Here is an 18,519-nt window from a genome sequence, read left to right as displayed (position 1 = left end):
TTCACAGCGGCAATTCGGACGATGCCGATTCGAGCGCGGCGCGCGGCAATTTCGCGCGGCGTTCCGGCGGCAGCGCCTGCAGCGCGCGACGCCCGCGCAGGCCGAGGAAATATTCCCGGATAAAAGGATGATCGACGCCCGCCGCCTCTTCGACCGGCGCGGCGACCAGCACCTTGCGATCCGCCAGCACGGCGACGCGGGTGGACAGCGCGATCATCGTGTCGAGATCGTGCGTGACCATCACCACCGTCAGACCGAGCGCGCGATGCAGCGCGGAAATCAGTTCGACGAATTCATCCGACGCCTGCGGATCGAGGCCGGCGGTCGGTTCGTCGAGAAACAGCAACTCGGGCTCGAGCGCGATGGCGCGCGCAATGCCCACGCGCTTGATCATCCCGCCCGAAAGCGCCGACGGCATCTTCGACGCGTGCTTGCACGGCAGGCCGACCATTTCGAGCTTGAGCATCACGATGTCGCGCAGCAGGTCGCTGGGCACCTTGCCGAGTTCGCGCAAGGGCTGCGCGACGTTGTCGAACACCGAGAGCGACGAGAACAGCGCGCCGCGCTGAAACAGCATCCCGGAGCGGCTGCGCGTGAGCAGCGCGTCTTCGGGCGAAATGGTCGCAATGTCCTGACCAAACAGCTTGATGGTTCCCGACGACGGCCGCTCCAGGCCGAGAATCTGCCGCACCAGCGTGGTCTTGCCCGAGCCCGAACCGCCCACGATCGAGACGATCTCGCCGCGCCGCACGTCGAAATTCAGATGCTGATGCACGATGTTGCGGCCGTAGCGCTTGGTGATGTCGATCACCTCGATCACCGGCTCCGCGATCTCGGGCATCGGTTGGCCGCGTACGGCCTGGGTGAGTGGCGCGATCATCCTAGCCCCACATTCTGGAAGAGGATCGCGAACACCGCGTCCGCGAGAATCACGATGGTGATCGAGGTCACCACCGAGGTCGTCGTGCCTTCGCCGAGGCTTTGCGAATTGGCTTTGATACGGAAGCCGAAGTGACAGCCGACGATCGCGATCAGCATGCCGAACGCAACGCCCTTGCCAAGGCCGATCCACAAGTTCGCGACCGGCACCACGCCCGGCAAGGCGCGCGCGAAGTAGCTCATGTCGATGCCAAGGACGATCTTCGCGGCGAGCGCGCCGCCCGTCAACGCGATGATGTTAGTCCACATCACGAGGAGTGGCATGGCGACGCCGAGCGCGACCACGCGCGGCAAAATCAGCCGCAGGCCGTGCGGGATGCCCATCACACGCATCGCGTCGAGTTCTTCGGTGACGCGCATCACGCCGATCTGCGCGGTAATCGCCGAGCCCGAGCGGCCCGCCACCAGAATCGCCGACAGCACCGGCCCCAGTTCGCGAATCACCGACAGTCCAAGAATATTGACGATGTACTGATTCGCGCCAAAAAGCCGCAGCTGCTGCGCCGACAGATAGCTCAACACGATGCCGATCAGGAACGCGACCAGCGCGGTGATCGGCAACGCCTTGGCGCCGGCGTTATAGATGTTCGCGGAGATCTCGGTCCACGGCGTGATTTTCGGTTTGCGCGCGATCGCGAGAAGATCGAGCACGACCTGCCCGAGCATGCCGAACCCGCCGTACAGGTGCTCGAAGAACGAGAAGATCGAGAGGCCCAGCCGGGTGAACGGATCGAACTTGACCACCGGCTCGACTTTTTCGCGCGCCGTGTCGAGCAGCGCGATGCGCTCGAAAATGTCGCGTTGCGTATCGGTGAGCGTGGTGTCCGGGGGCATCTTGTGGCCCCACACGCGCCACAGCGCCTGACCGCCGACGTGATCCATCCGGTCGATACGCGACAGGTCCCACTGGCGGATGCCCGTAGCGCCAGCCAGCGAGTGCAACAGCGGGATCACGTGGCCAGTGGCCTTGTCCCGTGCGAGCGCGAGCGCCGTCCACTGGCCCGAAAGCCGGACGATCTTGCCTTGGCTGCCGGCCGCGACTTCAAGGCCGGGCGGAGTGTCGTAGTTCAAGGATCGCTGGAATCTGGTTATCGGATTAGGGGTCATTGTAACGAAGGCGCGGCGCTTGAACCGTGCTCACGGACTCCTGGCGTTCGCAGTGGCTACAATATGAGACATGAACGCCTCCAAGACCCCACCCCAAGCCGCTGCGGCCTCCGACTGGCGCATCGACCGTGAGCGCGCTGTCGCGCTGTTCGGTGCGCATGCGCACGACTGGCCGATCGAAATCGTCGAGGAAACCGGCTCGACCAACGCCGACCTGATGACGCGCGTCAAGGCATTGCCGCGCAAGGCCGGCGCACTGCCGCGACCGATCGTGCGGGTCGCGTATCTGCAAACCGCGGGCCGCGGCCGTCGTGGCCGCCCATGGTATGCGGAACCGGGCAATGCGTTGTTGTTTTCGGTGGCATGTGTGCTGCCGCGCCCGCTTGAAGGGCTGGTGGGTTTGAGTCTCGCGGTGGGCGTGGCGCTGATTGACGGGCTGCGTTCGTTACCAGTCGCGGGTCCTGGGCAGATCGCGCTGAAGTGGCCCAACGACGTGCTGCTCGAAGGCGACAAGCTGGCCGGCATCCTGATCGAAACTGCATGGAGCACGGACGAAGCGAGCGCCGTGGTGATCGGTATCGGCACCAATGTGAAGGGTGCCGACGATCTCGCCGCCAAGGTCGGCGCACTCAACGCGAACGTGCCGGCGCAAGCGCGCGGCGCCACACCGACCGCACTGCAACGCGCGCTGCCGAATGCGAACCTCACCGATACGCTGGCCGCGGAACTGAACGCGCTCGAACCCGCGCTGCAGCGCTTCGGCGCGGAAGGCTTCGCACCGTTCCAGACGCGCTGGAACGCGGTGCACGCCTACGCAGGCCGTGAAGTCGTGCTGTTGGAGCAAGGTAAAGAGCTGGCGCGCGGCGTAGCCACAGGTGTCGACGAACGCGGACAACTGCTGCTCAATACGGCGGCCGGGCGTCTCGCCGTCGCGACCGGTGACGTCTCGCTGCGTCTGGCCGACGATACGGCATGACGAGCGGCGCGCCTTATCTGTTGATCGACGCGGGCAATAGCCGCGTCAAGTGGGCGCTGGTGCAGCCGGACGGTACGCAAATCGCAGCCGGCGCGCTCGCGCACGGCGGCGTTGACCTGCCGGACTGGTCGACGTTGCCGACACCGAGCGGCGCATGGTTATCCAACGTGGCGGGCGAAAGCGTCGCGGCACGGATTGCCGCGCTACTCGACGCTCACTGGCCGCAACTGCCGCGCACGACGATCCGCGCCTCTGCGCAGCAGTGCGGCGTGATCAATAGCTACACGACGCCGCATGCGCTCGGCAGCGATCGCTGGGCGGGCCTGATCGGCGCGCACGCGGCGTTTCCCGGCGAGAACCTGCTCATTGCAACGTTCGGCACGGCAACCACGCTTGAAGCGCTGCGTGCGGACGGTAGCTTTGTCGGCGGCCTGATTGCGCCGGGCTGGACTCTTATGATGCGCTCGCTCGGCGAGCACACGGCGCAACTGCCGACACTCGACGCCCATGCTGCGCGCGGCCTGCTCGATGAGGACGCCCCGTCTGAGCGCGAGCGTCGCGGCCCATTCTTCGCGACAGACACGCCGCGCTCGTTGTCGGCCGGATGCACGTTGGCGCAAGCCGGTCTGATCGAACGCATGTGGCGTGACTTGCAGGACGAATGGCAGGTGCCGGTGCGCCTGGTGGTAAGCGGCGGCGCCGTGGACGAAGTGACAAGTGCGCTAAAAGTGCCGCATACTCGCCACGATTCGCTGGTGCTGTCGGGGCTTGCGCTGATTGCGGCCGAGCACGCGATGGAACGCGACGCCTGAGCCGCGACCTTCCGGACAACGGCGGGATAGCAGCGCGAGAACGGCGGCTGAACTTATTAACGGGGAATACTAACGATGCTGCGCTGGCTGATCGCCATCCTGTTTCTTGCCAATATGCTGGCATTCGTCGCGATGCGCGGCGTATTCGGCCCGACGCCCACAGCCGGCGGCCGCGAGCCGAACCACCTGAACCGCCAGCTCCATGCGGAGTGGTTGAAGGTGCGGCCCGTCACGGCAGCCGAAGCCGCCGACCAGGCCGTGGTAGGCGGCCCAGCGCCGACGGCGCCGATCGCGGCATCTGCGCTGCCGCAGTAAAGATCACCCTTGCGCGCGAACCTTCTTCAATAACGCGGTAGTCGAGCGTTCATGCTCGAACGGAATCGCTAAAGCCTTGCCTCCCCAGCCCCGCACAATGGCCGACTCCGGCAACACATCCATGTCGTAGTCGCCGCCTTTGACGAGCACATCCGGACGCAGCGCCGAAATCAGCTCCACGGGCGTCTTCTCGCCAAAACAAACCACATAATCGACGCTCTCCAGCGCCGCCAGCAAAGCCATCCGGTCAGCCTCGTTATTGATCGGCCGGTCATCGCCTTTGCCTAGCATGCGCACGGAGGCATCGCTATTGACGCCGACAATCAGGCAAGCGCCGAGTGCTTTGGCGTCGGCCAGATATGTCACATGCCCGCGATGCAGGATGTCGAACACACCATTGGTAAATACAACCGGTGCGGACATCGAAGCGCGGAGCTTCACCAGCGCATCGCGCGTAAAAATCTTGCGTTCAAAAGTAGCGGCCATGACGGAGTCGCAAAAGAAAAAAGAAGTGCCGCCACGATACACGCCGGACGGCATGAAGCAAAACGGCCCAGCAAGCTCACGCCTGCCGGGCCGTTCCTGAAACTTTAAAACCGCGAACCTGAACCCATCAAGCCGGCTGTTCAGCCGATTTCTGATCGGCCTGCAGGCGCAGCACGACTTCCTTGCGATAACGGTTCAGTTCCTGCGCCGTGTTGAACGTGCGCTCGAACAGAATCGACAGGTTATGCAGAATCCGCTCGACTACCTTCTTTTCCCAACCGTCGTCAAAACGGATCTGCTCGTCGAGCCAGCGTTCGAGCCATTCCGGATCCGGCAGACGCGATTGAATCGTGTCGCGCGGGAACAGCGCCTGATTCACGTGCAGGTTGGTGGGATGCAGCGGCTTTTCCGTGCGGCGCGCCGATGCCATCAGGACGCCGATCTTGGCGAACGCAGCACGCGCGATGTCGCCGGTTTGCACCATCGCTTTCTTCATGTAGCGCAGGTATGCGCCGCCATGACGCGCTTCGTCGCGCGAAATGGTTTCGTAGATGGCCTTGATGACCGGCTCGGTGTGCCATTCGGCAGCACGGCGATACCAGTGATTCAGGCGGATTTCGCCGCAGAAGTGCAGCATCAGCGTTTCGAGCGGCGGCGCCGGATCGAATTCGAAGCGCACGGCGTGCAGTTCTTCTTCGGTCGGGCACATTTCCGGCTTGAAACGGCGCAGATATTCCATCAGCACCAGCGAATGCTTCTGTTCTTCGAAGAACCACACGCTCATGAACGCGGAAAAATCGCTGTCGTGATGGTTGTCACGGAGGAACATTTCCGTGGCGGGCAACGCCGACCATTCGGTGATCGCGTTCATCTTGATCGTCGCTGCCTGCTCGTCGGTCAATAGCGATGCATCGAACTTGTCCCAGGGAATGTCTTTCTCCATGTCCCATCGAACGGATTCGAGCGATTTATAAAGTTCCGGATAAAGCATGGTGTTCATAGTCCCACCCCTGTTCTGCGCATACTGTCTGTGTCTGTAACTACTACGTGTAGCACTTTTGCTTATGACGAACGAAACGCACCGTTTTGTGCACCGTTTATCGGCCAAGCATTCAATTTTACGCGGTAATCGGCCGCCTAGATGCACCGGGCAGCAAAGAAGTCCGGCGTTTGCGCGGCGCTGCTAACCAGAAGTTACGCGCTGCGCGGCCAACCGTGGGTGAGGGATACCCTATGCCTGAGGTCGAGCCAGTCTGCGATGAATCCGCACCGTCCAGCTCTGCGCCGGTGGTACCGGCGGCGAATGGCGCAAGGACGGGTCGCATGGGTTGTTTTCAGCGCACGCCCAAAAGCCAAATGAAGCTTACACAATGATAGCACGCTGACTTTACGGTTCCCGTGCCTTAGCAGACGCAATTCCCGCGCCTGATTGACTTCTCTCAATAAACAGCCCGATTCACGGAGTGTGGCGGACGATCGGGGTCAAAACCATGACAGGCGGCGAATTCACTTCGTTGGCGCCGCCGGTCGGCACGGCTGTGCACGCTGTCGGCGCACAGATCGCGCCGACCCGTTTCACTCCCGCCGTCAAATGTCCTTTTTCGTCGCTCGGGGAGCGGCGCTCGCGCTGCCTGCGCGCTTCGCGGCCGTTGAAGCCGACGTCGTTGCCCGTTTCGCTGCAGGCTTTTTGGCTGCGGTTCCCTCCGGCACGTCAGCCCCTTCGCCGGCCGATGCTGAAGCGCTCGCCGCGCCTTCTGGCGAGTCCATTACCGAACCTTCCGCTGCGGCGCCTGGCTGCGTCATCGCAAACTGGGCAATCTGATTGAACTGCGATTGCAGCAGATTCCACCAGCCGGAGGCATCGAACGGCGGTGCCGCGGCGGCTTCGCCTTCTTCGGCTGCCGGTTCGGGCGCGGCCGATGAGCTTGCACTGGCCGAAGCCACGGTGGCTTCCGGGTGCGGCCAGCCGGTCGGCGAGGGACTCGGCGCGGCAGCCGCGGAAGCCGGCTGCGCCATCGACGACTGCGCGAACGCACCGAACGCACGCAGCGTCGCGAGCGTGGCGCGCTGCACTTCGAGCGCCTGAATGGCGGACTGCAGCATGTTCAGGTTCAGCTTGAGCCACTGCTCGACCGCGCGCATATCGGTGATGCGCTTATCGAGTTCTTCGACGTTGGTAAGCGGCGCCATCATGTCGGACATCATCGACAGCGACGGCCCGAGGTTGCTGCCAGGCTGCGCGCCCGAAAACGCCGAGCCGAACGGCGAGAGACGCATCATGCCCCACATGCGTTCGAGCATTTCAGCGGGCGGGAAACCGGGAAAGCCCGGAAAGGGCGGCGTGGTGCCAGATGTATCAGTCATGCTTGTCGCCTCGCTGCATAAAGGGAAGGAAATAGCGCCGTCCCGCGCGCGTTTGATTCGAATTCGATCATACCGCGCGCGGTGCTGCGAATCGCGCTTAGTTTGGGCTGCTGCTTGCCCCATGTTTGCCCCGCTCGCGCAGCACCTCAAGTGCCGACCGGCGGGGCTTTGCGCAATACGCGCCGGCCTCCTGTTTCAGGAGCGCCCACCGCCCGATGCGCCGCCGCCCGGTGTGTGCCGCGGCTGCCCATTCCACGGGTCCGCGCCGCCAAAATCCGGCGCGCGCCGCTCACGCAGCGAGTTCACGCCCTCGCGCACATCCGGCCCGGCGAAGCCCATGAATTCCAGTGCCAGCGACGTATCGAACGCCGGCCCCGCCGAGCGCAGCCAGTTGTTCAGCGCGTACTTGGTCCAGCGAATCGCCGTTTGCGAGCCGTTGGCGAGTTTTTGCGCGACTTCGAAGGCTTTGGGCCGCAGATCGTTTTCGTCGACGGCGAGCGACACGAGGCCGATCCGCTCAGCCTCCTCCCCGCTCACCGGCTCACACAGCAGCAGGTAGTACTTGGCCTTGGCCATGCCGCACAGGAGTGGCCAGACGATGGCCGCGTGATCACCGGCTGCCACGCCCAAACGCGTATGGCCGTCGATAATGCGCGCCGACTTCGTCGCGATCGAGATGTCTGCGAGCAGCCCGGCCACGAGCCCCGCGCCGACCGCAGGACCGTGCATTGCCGAAACGATCGGCTTGCTGCAGTTGATCACGTTGTAGACCAGGTCGCGCGCCTCGCGCCACACGCGTGCGCGGACGTCGAAATCGGTCGCCATGTCTTCGACCAGTTGCAGGTCGCCGCCGGCCGAAAAGCCCTTGCCCTCGCCGCGAATGATCGCGACACGCGTGTCGGGATCCCGATCGATATCGCGCCAGATTTCGGCGAGTTCGAAGTGCATTCGCGCATTAGCGGTGGCGAGGCCGCTCTTGTTCGCACCCTCGCCGCTCATCACGACTTCGAGCACGCCATGCGGATGGCGGTGCAATTGCAGCGAGTGGTAGTGCGCGTAAAACGCGTCGTTACTGTGTGTTGCCTGAGACATGATGAGCAATCCGTCTATCGGTATGTCGGTTGAAACCGTCGCCCTAAGCTAAGGGCACATTTGCCATATTCCGCGCTAGACCCGCGCAAACCCAGCAAAATTTCAATGCGGCTGATAAACCCACTTCGCATTCATGATCTCGACCATTACACGCGCCCGTTGATCGAGTCCGAGGTGATCAGTGGCGCTCATGTTGACCACGCCGTTGGTATCCGCAAGACCACGCGTCGCTTCCAGCGCATCGCGTAACGCACCGCGAAATTCCGGCGTGCCGGGGGCGGCCACCTTGAGCGCGATCGGCACCGCGTTGCTGAGCAGCATGCCGGCGTCCCAGGTGTACGAGCCGAACGCCGACACGCTGCCCGGTCCACGCAACGCCTCGAAGCGCGCGATGTAGTCGAGCGCGAGACGTTTGGCCGGATGGTCCGCCGGCAGTTGCGCGGCGACCAGCACCGGGCTCGCGGGCAGGAACGTGCCGTTGCAGTCGGCGCCGCACACCCGCAGGAAGTCGTTATTGCCCACGCCGTGATTGTGATAAATCAGCCCTTTGTAGCCGCGTTCCCTGAGGGTTTTCGGCGGCAGCGCGGCGGGCGTGCCGGCCGCGCCGACCACCACTGCATCCGGATGAGTCGCAAGAATCTTCAGAACCTGGCCGGTCACGCTCGGATCGGTGCGATTGAAGCGCTCGCTCGCCACCACGTTGATGTGATGCAGTTGCGCGAACTTCGCGACTTCGGTGTAGAAGGTTTCGCCGAGCGCGTCGCCCTGGCCGATGAACGCGATCGTTTTGACGCCGTGCGTACTGGCGTGAGCGGCAATCGCCGAGGCCATCATCGCATCGGTCTGCGGGGTCTTGAATACCCAGTGGCGTTTCGCATCCACAGGGTCGATGATTTTCGCCGACGAGGCCAGCGAGATCATGGGTGTTTCGCCATCGGCCACCACGTCGATCATCGCGAGCGAATTCGGCGTGATCGACGAGCCGATTATCGCGTCGACATGATTCTCGGAGATCAGCTTCTTCGTGTCCTGCACGGCTTGCGTGGTGTCGGACGCGTCGTCGAGCACGATGTATTCGACGCTCTGACCGCCGATCTGTTTGGGCAGCAGTGTGACTGTGTCGCGCGCGGGAATACCGAGCGAAGCTGCTGGCCCGGTCAGCGACAGCACGAGGCCGATCTTCACCTGCGCAATGGCGATGGCGGGCAACGCGGCACACAGCGCGGCGGCAAGACGGGCGAGTCCGCGGCACGATGGTGTTGCGCGTACGCTCAATACGCGAGCGCCCTGGATTCCTCGTTCGGTGGTTTCAAATGGCGGCATGCTGTCTCCTCACCTCGGTTTTTCGTTTTGATGTAGCGCCGATGTGCTGCTGGGTGTTACTTATGCGTTGCTTATGTCCTGCTCACGTGCGGCTTCGCGATGGTTTTGCATTGGTTTCGCGATCAACGGACAGCCGCTATCCCGGGGCCGCCGCCGCGCCAGTCAGTGTAGCGGCGCGTCGTGACGGCGGCATCGGGCGAAACCCTTTCGTAAGCAATGAAGCGCACGTGGCGCGGTCCTGATTGCCGCGGTCCGCACCAAACCGGCGCATCAATCCAGCGGCGCGATGCCCTGATCGATTGAACCGAAAATCGACTTGCCGGCTTCGTCGAACATCTCGATCTTCACGGTATCGCCGAACTTCATGAACTCGGTTTGCGGCGCGCCGTGCTCGATGGTCTCGAGGCAGCGCTTTTCAGCGATACAGCAATAGCCGCGCTTAGCGTCCTTGTTCGACACCGTGCCCGAGCCGACAATCGCACCGGCGCGCAGGTTGCGCGTTTTCGCCGCGTGCGAGATCAGTTGGCCGAAATGGAACACCATGTCGGTGCCGGCATCGGGCTGGCCGACCTTCTTGTTGTTCCAGTGCACGATCATCGGCCGGTGCAGGCGCCCTTCGCGCCAGCTTTCGCCGAGTTCATCCGGCGTCACCGCGACCGGCGCGAACGACGTGGCCGGCTTGCTCTGGAAAAAGCCGAAGCCCTTCGCGAGTTCGGCGGGGATCAGATTGCGCAGCGAGACGTCGTTGACGAGCGTCACCAGACGCACGCTCCTGAGCGCCTGGTCGGGCGTGGCACCCATCGGCACGTCGGTGGTGATCACGGCGACTTCCGCTTCGAAGTCGATGCCGAATTCTTCAGATGCGCACAGCACGTCGTCTTTCGGGCCGATGAAGTCGTCACTGCCGCCCTGGTACATCAGCGGATCGGTCCAGAATTCCGGCGGCATTTCCGCGCCACGCGCGCGGCGCACCAGCTCCACATGATTCACGTACGATGAACCGTCAGCCCACTGGAACGCTCGCGGCAACGGCGCCATGCATTCTTTGGCGTCGAACGGGAAGGTGTTGCGCGCCCGGCCCTGGTTGAGCGCATCGTACAGATCCTGCAATTGCGGCGCGTAGAAGGCCCAGTCGTCGAGCACGCGCTGCATGGTGGGCGCGATCGCGTCGGCGACGGCCGCGGTGTGCAGGTCGCGGGACACGACGATCAGCTGACCGTCGCGCGTGCCGTCCTTCAGCGTGGCAAGTTTCATAGGGGAGTGAACCGTTAGTGACGATAGAAGGAATCTATTCTACGATGGTGAATCGGCGCGGCCCAAGCGCCCTTGCGTCTAACGCCTCTCTCACTGTCTTTTGAACGCGCTCGATGCGCCTCGCTCATGCCTCCAATTGCCCGCTCCGGCGCGATCCGCACCGATACCGACTCCGCTTCCGCTGAACCGCAGGAACCGCTCGACGCGCCCGAATCCGACGACGAAAGCGTCGAGACCGGCGAGGAAAAACTGCGCTCGGGCATCCAGTCGATCGAAGTCGGTTTCAGATTGCTCGAGGTGCTCACCCACGAACCGCGCGCGATGATGCTGCGCGATCTGGCGCAGCGTGCCGGTATGAGCCCGGCGAAAGCGCACCGCTATCTGGTGAGCTTCCTGCGCCTCGGCGTGGTGGCGCAGGATCCGCTGTCGGGCCGCTACGAACTGGGCGGCTTTGCGTTGCAATTGGGGCTCGCGCGGCTTGCGCGCGTCGATGGCGTGAAGCTCGCGCGCATTGCGCTTGCCGAACTGCGCGACCGGCTCGATCTGACCGTGGGCATCGCGGTGTGGGGCAATCAGGGGCCGACGATGGTCCACTGGATGGAATCGAGTCATCCGGCCAAGGCCTCGCTCAAGCTCGGCGATGTGATGCCGCTGCTCAGTTCCGCCACCGGCCTGCTGTTTGCCGCCTATCTGCCGTCGAGCAAGACCGCAGCGATGCTGGAGCGCGAACTGGCCGATTCACGCCGCTCGTCACACATGGGCGGGCCGCGCACGCGGGACGAGGTCGAACGGGCGCTGACGGACGTGCGGCAGCACGAAGCAGCGCGTGTGGAAGGCATGTTGCTGCCGACCATCCACGCGTTCTGCATGCCGGTCTTCGACTCGACCGGTGATCTCGCGCTGGGCCTGGTCGCGCTCGGTCATGAGGGTGCATTCGATATCCGCTGGGGCGGCGAGATCGATACGGCGCTGCGCGAATGTGCGCAAAAGCTCTCGTATGAGCTCGGGTATAGTGCGACGCCACGCTGACGATTCGCCTATGTCCTCACCTTCCACCGCACAACGCTCTGATCGCACGCCGCCCGTCGGGCCGCGCGCCGGTTTGCGGGTGGGGCGATGGCTTGCGGTTCTGCTGGCGGTGGCCGTTCTGCACTGGATTGCGGCGCAATGGGTCGAGCGCAACCGCGCGTCGCTGAATCCATCAGACAACGAGCATGTTCCCGTGCAGGTCGCACTGCTGACACCAGAGCGTGTCGAACGCAAACCCGCTACCGACGCGCAGCAAGCAGTAACGCCGGCTCCGGCGCACAAGGCCGTTGCAAGCAAGCCGCGTGAACACGTGTTGACGGCGACGCAACCGGCAAAGCAGGCACCTGCGGTCGCGGCCGCATCGGATGCCGCGGCGAGCGCATCGGCTGCAGCGAGTCAACCCGATACCAACGCCAAGGCGGGCGCAACCGCCGCCGGCACGGCCAGCGCACCCGCTGCTGCGAGCGCGCCTCACGCTGCCGCGGGCGTGAAATTCTCCGTTCCGCCATCAGGCGAACTGCAGTACGACACGTTCTACAACGGCGTGCGCAACCAGCCCGGCACCATCCACTGGACCAGCAACGCGCAGAGTTACGAAATGGTCGTCTCCGTGCCGTTGCCGTTCGTCGGCACGTTCGTGTATTCGAGCCATGGCCGCATCGACGCATTCGGCCTCGCGCCGGATCAATACATCGAAAAGCGCGGCCGTCGTCCGGAAGACGTGGCGATCTTCAATCGGACCGACAAAAATATCGCCTTCACGCGTACCCCGACCACGCTGCCGCTGCCCGACGGCGCGCAAGACCGTTTCAGCATGGTGATGCAACTCGCCAGCCTCGTGCGCGGCGACCCGGCCGCCTATAAGCCGGGCGTGACGCGGCAATTCTTTGTGGTCGATAACAACAGCGGCGAGAACTGGCCAGTCGAGACGATCGGCGACGAAACCATCCGCACCGCGCAGGGCTACCTCGAGACGCGCCACTTCAAACGCTTGCCTCGCCATGACGGCGATCTGCGCCGCATCGACGTTTGGCTCGCGCCTTCGCTTGGCTGGCTGCCCGCGCGAATCATGCAGACCGAGCCGAATGGCACGCAATTCGAACTGGTGTGGCGCGGCAAGCTCAATGCGGACGGTACGGGCAGCGGCGTTGACAGCACGAGTGGTTCTAATGGCACCAGCGGCGCCGGCAATACCTCGCCTGACAATTCGGCAAACCAATCACCCGCCAACCCACCCGCACCAACGCCCGAAACTACCCCCTCGGTCGATACGACCGTGCCCGGCAACGCGCCCGAAAAACCCTGAACCCGAGCAGGGTCTCGAACAGATCGCTGAAACTTCCGCGACGCGGCTCACTCGCACGTGAACCGCAACCGTTCGCGCGGCCGCCACGTAGGTATAGTGAAGGCGGGAGAAGCGCGCAAACGGCTCTTTCCACCGCGTTCCCTTCAAGGAGCCTGCATGCAAGTGAAAATCAACGGTATCGAGACGCGCTATGTCCTGAGCAATGAGGGCGGCGGCCCGTGGCTGACGTTCATTCATCAGCTCGGCGGCGATCTGTCTGTCTGGGACCAGCTCGCCGGCTATTTCCGCGACGAGTACACCGTGTTGCGCTACGACCTGCGCGGCCACGGCAAGACTGCGGTATCGAGCGAACCGTTCAGCGTCGCCGATCTGTCCCGCGATCTCGCCGCGCTGCTCGATGCGCTCGGCGCACCCACCACGCATCTCGTCGGCATGTCGATGGGTGGCATGATCGCGCAGCAATTCACGCTAGACTACCCGTCGCGCGTCGACACGCTGACCGCTGCCGACACCACGAGCGGCACGCCGCCCGAAGGCCGCGCGATATGGGATCAACGTGCGGCAACGGCGCGCACGGAGGGCATGGCGTCCCTCGTGCCCGCGACGTTGAGCCGCTGGCTGACGCCTGATTTCCAGGCAGCACATCCCGAAGCAGTCGAGCAGATTCGCGACGTGCTGAGCCATACGTTGCCAGAAGGCTACGCCATGGCGTGCGAAGCCCTGCGCGATTTCGATCTACGCGGTAAGCTGGGAACAATTCGTTGCCCGACGTTGGCCGTGGGAGGCCGCCATGACACGGGCACGCTACCTGCTGCTCCGCAGGCAATAGCAGACGCCATCCAAGGCGCGCAGTTCGAACTACTCGATGCCGCTCATCTCGCGCCCATCGAGCAATCTCACCGTTTTGCTGCACTGCTTGAAACGTTTCTTGGAAAGCCGGTCTAACCGGTAGGTTCGGAACTGTACAAGCGTCAATCCGGACCCACCCCTTGAATTCCACACCACAAGCTCCACCTATGGCGCAGGAATGGCCAGGAGCCAACGGAAATAAGGAGTGTCGCCATGCAAATGATCTATAACAGCCCCAACTATTGTGTCGTCGAGTTTCCGCCGCAGGAAGGCCCGCTGGCCATGAAATCAGGCGGCTACGAGATCGTCGACAAGAACATGCAGCGCGAAATCTACATTGATGGTGCAATGGCAGCGCGTTTCCGCGAGCATGTGCAAAAGCTGATCGAAGAGGAACCGTCGCTGGATGAAGTAGACGAATTCCTCGGGCAATTCGACAGCCTGATGCATCAACCGGTGATTCTTCACTAACTGAAGGGTTAAACGTAACGGTTTGGCGACATATATCGACCGCGCCGACCGGCTTAGCCGGCGGCCTTTATAAGGCGGTCAGTTGAAGTAACGCGGCCCAGCAGGCTTTCACCTCGCTGGGCCGTTTTGTTTCCCTTGTAGTTTCCTTTGTCATTTCCTCTGTTTGTTTCCGCTGCGACCACAGCCCATGCCACCGTTGCCGCGGCACGCGCATCCGCCTGCTGAGCGCACGCCGGGCGGGACTGCCCCGCAGCGGCTACAATGACAGGTTTCCCGAAAAAGCCGGCGCAAGCCCTCGTCCGCCATGAACCAGCCTGCTCAATCCGCCACGCCAGTCCGTCCCGACGCCGCCTACACACGCGGCACGGCGCTGCCCGCGCTGCTCAAGTCGCGCATCCTGATTCTGGACGGCGCAATGGGCACGATGATCCAGCGCTACAAGCTCGACGAAGCCCGCTATCGTGGCGAGCGCTTCAAGGACTATGGACGCGACATCAAGGGCAACAATGAGTTGCTGTCGATCACGCAGCCGCAGATCATCGGCGAGATTCACGAGCAGTACCTCGCGGCGGGCGCGGATATCATCGAAACCAACACGTTCGGTGCGACCACGGTTGCGCAAGCCGACTACGGAATGGAAGACCTCGCCATCGAGATGAATCTCGAATCGGCGAAGCTGGCGCGCGCCGCCTGCGACAAATACTCGACGCCCGACAAGCCACGCTTCGTCGCCGGCGCGATCGGACCGACGCCGAAAACAGCGAGCATTTCTCCTGACGTGAACGATCCGGGCGCACGCAACGTGACATTCGACGAACTGCGCACGGCGTATTACCAGCAGGCAAAGGCTTTGCTCGACGGCGGCTGCGATCTGTTCCTCGTTGAAACGATCTTCGACACGCTCAACGCCAAGGCCGCGCTGTTCGCGCTGGACGAGCTGTTCGAAGACACCGGCGAGCGTCTGCCGATCATGATTTCGGGCACCGTCACGGATGCATCGGGCCGGATTCTCTCGGGACAAACCGTCGAGGCCTTCTGGAACTCGCTGCGTCACGCCAAGCCGCTCACCTTTGGTTTGAACTGCGCACTGGGCGCGGCGCTGATGCGCCCGTACGTCGCCGAACTGGCCAAGCTGTGCGACACCTATGTGTCGTGCTATCCGAACGCCGGTTTGCCGAATCCGATGAGCGATACGGGCTTCGACGAATTGCCGGCGGATACGTCGGGATTGCTGAAGGAGTTCGCGCAGGCAGGCCTCGTGAATATCGCCGGCGGCTGCTGCGGCACGACGCCGGAGCATATTGCGGCGATTGCCAAAGCGCTGGCTGAAGTGAAGCCGCGTCAATGGCCGACGCAATACCGCGACGCGGCCTGAGCCTGGCGACTCGATCCTGATCCGCTGCACGTCCGCTATCGAACCCGACGCAAGTAATCGTACGCAACCGAACCGCACCTACGCCATGACCGATCACACCATGCGCCTTTCCGGCCTCGAGCCGTTCAACGTTACGTCCGGGACGCTCTTCATCAACGTCGGTGAACGCACCAACGTGACCGGCTCGAAGGCGTTCGCGCGAATGATCCTGAACGACCAGTTCGACGACGCAATCGCAGTCGCGCGGCAGCAGGTCGAAAACGGCGCGCAGATCATCGACGTCAACATGGACGAGGCGATGCTTGATTCGAAAGCGGCGATGGTCCGCTTCATGAATCTGATCGCCTCGGAACCGGACATCGCGCGCGTGCCGATCATGATCGACTCGTCGAAGTGGGACGTGATCGAAGCCGGTCTGAAATGTGTGCAAGGCAAGGCAATCGTCAATTCGATCTCGCTGAAGGAAGGCGAAGAAGCGTTCCGTCACCACGCGAACCTGATTCGCCGTTACGGCGCGGCTGCGGTCGTGATGGCCTTCGACGAGCAAGGCCAGGCCGATACGTTCGAACGCAAGACGCAGATCTGCAAACGCTCCTACGATTTCCTTGTGAACGAAGTCGGCTTCCCGCCGGAAGACATCATCTTCGATCCGAACATCTTCGCGATTGCGACCGGCATCGAAGAGCACAACAACTATGCCGTCGACTTCATCAACGCAACGCGCTGGATCAAGGAAAACCTGCCCTACGCAAAGATCAGCGGCGGCGTGTCGAACGTGTCGTTCTCGTTCCGCGGCAACGATCCGGTGCGCGAAGCGATCCACACCGTGTTCCTCTATCACGCGATTCAGGCGGGGATGGACATGGGCATCGTCAACGCCGGTCAGCTCGGCGTGTATGCCGACCTCGACCCGGAGCTGCGCGAGCGGGTTGAAGACGTCGTGCTGAACCGCCGTGAAGACGGCACTGATCGTCTGCTGGAAATCGCCGACAAGTTCAAGACCGGCGCCGCGAAGAAGGAAGAGAACCTCGAGTGGCGTAACCAGCCCGTCGAGAAGCGCCTGTCGCATGCGTTGGTGCACGGCATCACCAACTTCATCGTCGAAGATACCGAGGAAGTGCGCGCGAAGATCACCGCAGCCGGCGGTCGTCCGATCAATGTGATCGAAGGCCCGCTGATGGATGGCATGAACGTCGTCGGCGACCTGTTCGGTCAGGGCAAGATGTTCCTGCCGCAAGTCGTGAAGTCGGCGCGCGTGATGAAGCAGGCGGTCGCGCATCTGATCCCGTACATCGAAGAAGAAAAGAAGCTGATGGCCGAAGCCGGCGCCGATGTGCGCGCGAAGGGCAAGATCGTCATCGCTACGGTGAAGGGCGACGTGCACGACATCGGCAAGAACATCGTCTCGGTGGTGCTTCAGTGCAATAACTTCGAAGTGGTCAACATGGGCGTGATGGTGTCGTGCAACGACATTCTCGCCAAGGCGAAGGTCGAAGGCGCGGACATCATCGGCTTGTCCGGACTGATTACGCCTAGCCTCGAAGAGATGGCCTACGTCGCCTCGGAAATGCAGCGCGACGACTATTTCCGCGTGAAGAAGATCCCGTTGCTGATCGGCGGCGCAACTACCTCGCGCGTGCACACCGCGGTCAAGATCGCGCCGCACTATGAGGGACCGGTGGTGTATGTGCCGGACGCTTCCCGCTCAGTCTCCGTGGCGTCGAGCCTGCTGTCCGATGAAGGCGCAGCGAAATACGTCGACGACCTCAAAGCCGACTACGACCGCATCCGTGACCAGCACGCCAACAAGAAAGCGCTGCCCATGGTCACGCTCGCCGAAGCCCGCGCGAACAAGACCAAGGTCGATTGGGCCGGCTACAAGCCGGTCAAGCCGAAGTTCATCGGCCGCCGCGTGTTCAAGAACTACGATCTGAACGAGCTGGCGAACTACATCGACTGGGGTCCGTTCTTCCAGACCTGGGACCTGGCCGGCCCGTATCCGGCGATCCTGAACGACGAGATCGTCGGCGAATCGGCCCGCCGCGTGTTCTCGGACGGCAAGTCGATGCTCGCGCGCCTGATTCAGGGCCGCTGGCTGCAGGCCAACGGCGTGATCGCGCTGCTGCCGGCCAACACGGTGAACGACGACGACATCGAAATCTACACGGACGAATCGCGCTCGGAAGTCGCGCTCACGTGGCGTAACCTGCGCCAGCAAAGCGTGCGGCCAGTGGTGGACGGCGTGATGCGCCCGAACCGGTCGCTGGCCGACTTTATCGCGCCGAAGGACTCGGGCGTGGCCGACTATATCGGCATGTTCGCGGTCACAGCGGGTCTGGGTGTGGACGTGAAGGAAAAGCAGTTCGAAAAGGATCACGACGACTACAGCGCGATCATGCTCAAAGCGCTCGCCGACCGCTTCGCCGAAGCCTTCGCTGAAGGACTGCATGCTCGCGTGCGGCGCGATCTGTGGGGCTACGCGAACGCCGAAACCCTTTCCAACGAAGACCTGATCGCCGAAAAGTACCACGGCATCCGCCCGGCGCCGGGCTACCCGGCCTGTCCGGACCACCTCGTGAAACGCGACATGTTCGACGTGCTGCAAGCCACTGAAATCGGCATGAGCGTGACCGAATCGCTGGCCATGCTGCCGGCGGCCAGCGTCTCCGGCTTCTATCTGGCGCACCCGGACAGCACCTATTTCTCGGTTGGCAAGATCGGCCAGGACCAGCTGGAAGACTACGCAAAACGCATGTCGTTGTCGAAAACAGACGCTGAGCGGGCGCTCGCGCCTTTGCTGTAAGCCTTGCGGGGCGGGCGA

At 63.1% G+C, this 18,519-nt stretch carries 17 protein-coding genes; 9 read left to right on the top strand and 8 right to left on the bottom strand.

Annotation, left to right across the window (positions count from 1 at the left end; genetic code table 11):
• Position 1 precedes the first annotated feature (1 nt).
• Both M0D68_RS22600 and M0D68_RS22595 read right to left on the bottom strand, forming a co-directional pair.
• Positions 2–880 carry an ABC transporter ATP-binding protein gene (locus M0D68_RS22600; RefSeq protein ID WP_266225388.1) on the bottom strand — a complete coding sequence of 293 codons (879 nt, stop codon included), beginning with the start codon at positions 878–880 and terminating at the stop codon, positions 2–4.
• A complete protein-coding gene (locus M0D68_RS22595; RefSeq protein ID WP_093645661.1) occupies positions 877–2,010 on the bottom strand; it encodes an ABC transporter permease in 1,134 nt (377 codons plus the stop codon). Before M0D68_RS22595 ends, M0D68_RS22600 begins: the two co-directional genes overlap by 4 nt.
• A 106-nt stretch (positions 2,011–2,116) precedes the next feature.
• Here M0D68_RS22595 and M0D68_RS22590 point away from each other — a divergent pair, with 106 nt between their 5' ends.
• From M0D68_RS22590 to M0D68_RS22580, 3 genes are all read left to right on the top strand, one after another.
• A complete protein-coding gene (locus M0D68_RS22590) occupies positions 2,117–3,022 on the top strand; it encodes a biotin--[acetyl-CoA-carboxylase] ligase (RefSeq protein WP_266225387.1) in 906 nt (301 codons plus the stop codon).
• Positions 3,019–3,834, top strand: coding sequence for a type III pantothenate kinase (locus tag M0D68_RS22585; protein WP_266225385.1), 816 nt, complete (start codon positions 3,019–3,021; stop codon positions 3,832–3,834). The genes M0D68_RS22590 and M0D68_RS22585 overlap by 4 nt, the downstream gene beginning before the upstream one ends.
• Before the next feature lie 75 nt (positions 3,835–3,909).
• The gene (locus M0D68_RS22580; protein WP_093645669.1) at positions 3,910–4,149 is read left to right on the top strand and encodes a hypothetical protein; all 240 of its coding nucleotides are present in this window, start codon (positions 3,910–3,912) and stop codon (positions 4,147–4,149) included.
• Between the two features lie 3 nt (positions 4,150–4,152).
• Here the strand turns inward: M0D68_RS22580 and rfaE2 are convergent, their stop codons facing one another.
• From rfaE2 to M0D68_RS22550, 6 genes are all read right to left on the bottom strand, one after another.
• Positions 4,153–4,635, bottom strand: a complete 483-nt coding sequence (gene rfaE2, locus M0D68_RS22575; RefSeq protein ID WP_054035671.1) for a D-glycero-beta-D-manno-heptose 1-phosphate adenylyltransferase — start codon at positions 4,633–4,635, stop codon at positions 4,153–4,155.
• Positions 4,636–4,762: 127 nt separating this feature from the next.
• Positions 4,763–5,635 (bottom strand): ferritin, encoded by an 873-nt coding sequence (locus M0D68_RS22570; protein ID WP_054035670.1) that lies wholly within the window; start codon positions 5,633–5,635, stop codon positions 4,763–4,765.
• 587 nt (positions 5,636–6,222) lie between these two features.
• A complete protein-coding gene (locus tag M0D68_RS22565) occupies positions 6,223–6,999 on the bottom strand; it encodes a PhaM family polyhydroxyalkanoate granule multifunctional regulatory protein (protein WP_211702859.1) in 777 nt (258 codons plus the stop codon).
• Between the two features lie 195 nt (positions 7,000–7,194).
• The gene (locus M0D68_RS22560; protein WP_211702858.1) at positions 7,195–8,091 is read right to left on the bottom strand and encodes an enoyl-CoA hydratase/isomerase family protein; all 897 of its coding nucleotides are present in this window, start codon (positions 8,089–8,091) and stop codon (positions 7,195–7,197) included.
• Positions 8,092–8,193: 102 nt separating this feature from the next.
• Positions 8,194–9,414: an ABC transporter substrate-binding protein gene (locus M0D68_RS22555; RefSeq protein ID WP_211702857.1), complete on the bottom strand. Its 1,221-nt coding sequence runs from the start codon at positions 9,412–9,414 to the stop codon at positions 8,194–8,196.
• Positions 9,415–9,684: 270 nt separating this feature from the next.
• Complete coding sequence (locus M0D68_RS22550; RefSeq protein ID WP_093645679.1) at positions 9,685–10,668, bottom strand: fumarylacetoacetate hydrolase family protein; 984 nt, start codon at positions 10,666–10,668, stop codon at positions 9,685–9,687.
• A gap of 126 nt (positions 10,669–10,794) precedes the next feature.
• On the opposite strand from M0D68_RS22550, the gene M0D68_RS22545 reads away from it, so the two are divergent.
• The 6 genes from M0D68_RS22545 to metH all read left to right on the top strand — a co-directional run bounded on the left by M0D68_RS22545 (position 10,795) and on the right by metH (position 18,501).
• The gene (locus M0D68_RS22545; RefSeq protein WP_093645682.1) at positions 10,795–11,697 is read left to right on the top strand and encodes an IclR family transcriptional regulator; all 903 of its coding nucleotides are present in this window, start codon (positions 10,795–10,797) and stop codon (positions 11,695–11,697) included.
• A gap of 10 nt (positions 11,698–11,707) precedes the next feature.
• Positions 11,708–13,003, top strand: a complete 1,296-nt coding sequence (locus M0D68_RS22540) for a DUF3108 domain-containing protein (protein ID WP_266225382.1) — start codon at positions 11,708–11,710, stop codon at positions 13,001–13,003.
• 156 nt (positions 13,004–13,159) lie between these two features.
• On the top strand, positions 13,160–13,948 hold the full coding sequence (locus M0D68_RS22535) for an alpha/beta fold hydrolase (RefSeq protein WP_266225380.1): 789 nt from the start codon (positions 13,160–13,162) through the stop codon (positions 13,946–13,948).
• Positions 13,949–14,065: 117 nt separating this feature from the next.
• Complete coding sequence (locus M0D68_RS22530; protein WP_007179533.1) at positions 14,066–14,323, top strand: DUF3567 domain-containing protein; 258 nt, start codon at positions 14,066–14,068, stop codon at positions 14,321–14,323.
• Between the two features lie 304 nt (positions 14,324–14,627).
• Entirely contained in the window at positions 14,628–15,698 is a 1,071-nt protein-coding gene (locus M0D68_RS22525) for a homocysteine S-methyltransferase family protein (protein WP_266225379.1), read from the top strand.
• A 37-nt stretch (positions 15,699–15,735) separates the two neighbouring features.
• Positions 15,736–18,501 (top strand): methionine synthase, encoded by a 2,766-nt coding sequence (gene metH / locus M0D68_RS22520; RefSeq protein ID WP_266225477.1) that lies wholly within the window; start codon positions 15,736–15,738, stop codon positions 18,499–18,501.
• Positions 18,502–18,519: the final 18 nt, after the last annotated feature.

The organism is Paraburkholderia sp. SEWSISQ10-3 4 (genome assembly GCF_030464785.1).
Taxonomy (GTDB): domain Bacteria; phylum Pseudomonadota; class Gammaproteobacteria; order Burkholderiales; family Burkholderiaceae; genus Paraburkholderia; species Paraburkholderia aspalathi.
This window is presented reverse-complemented; position numbering and strand designations above follow the sequence as displayed.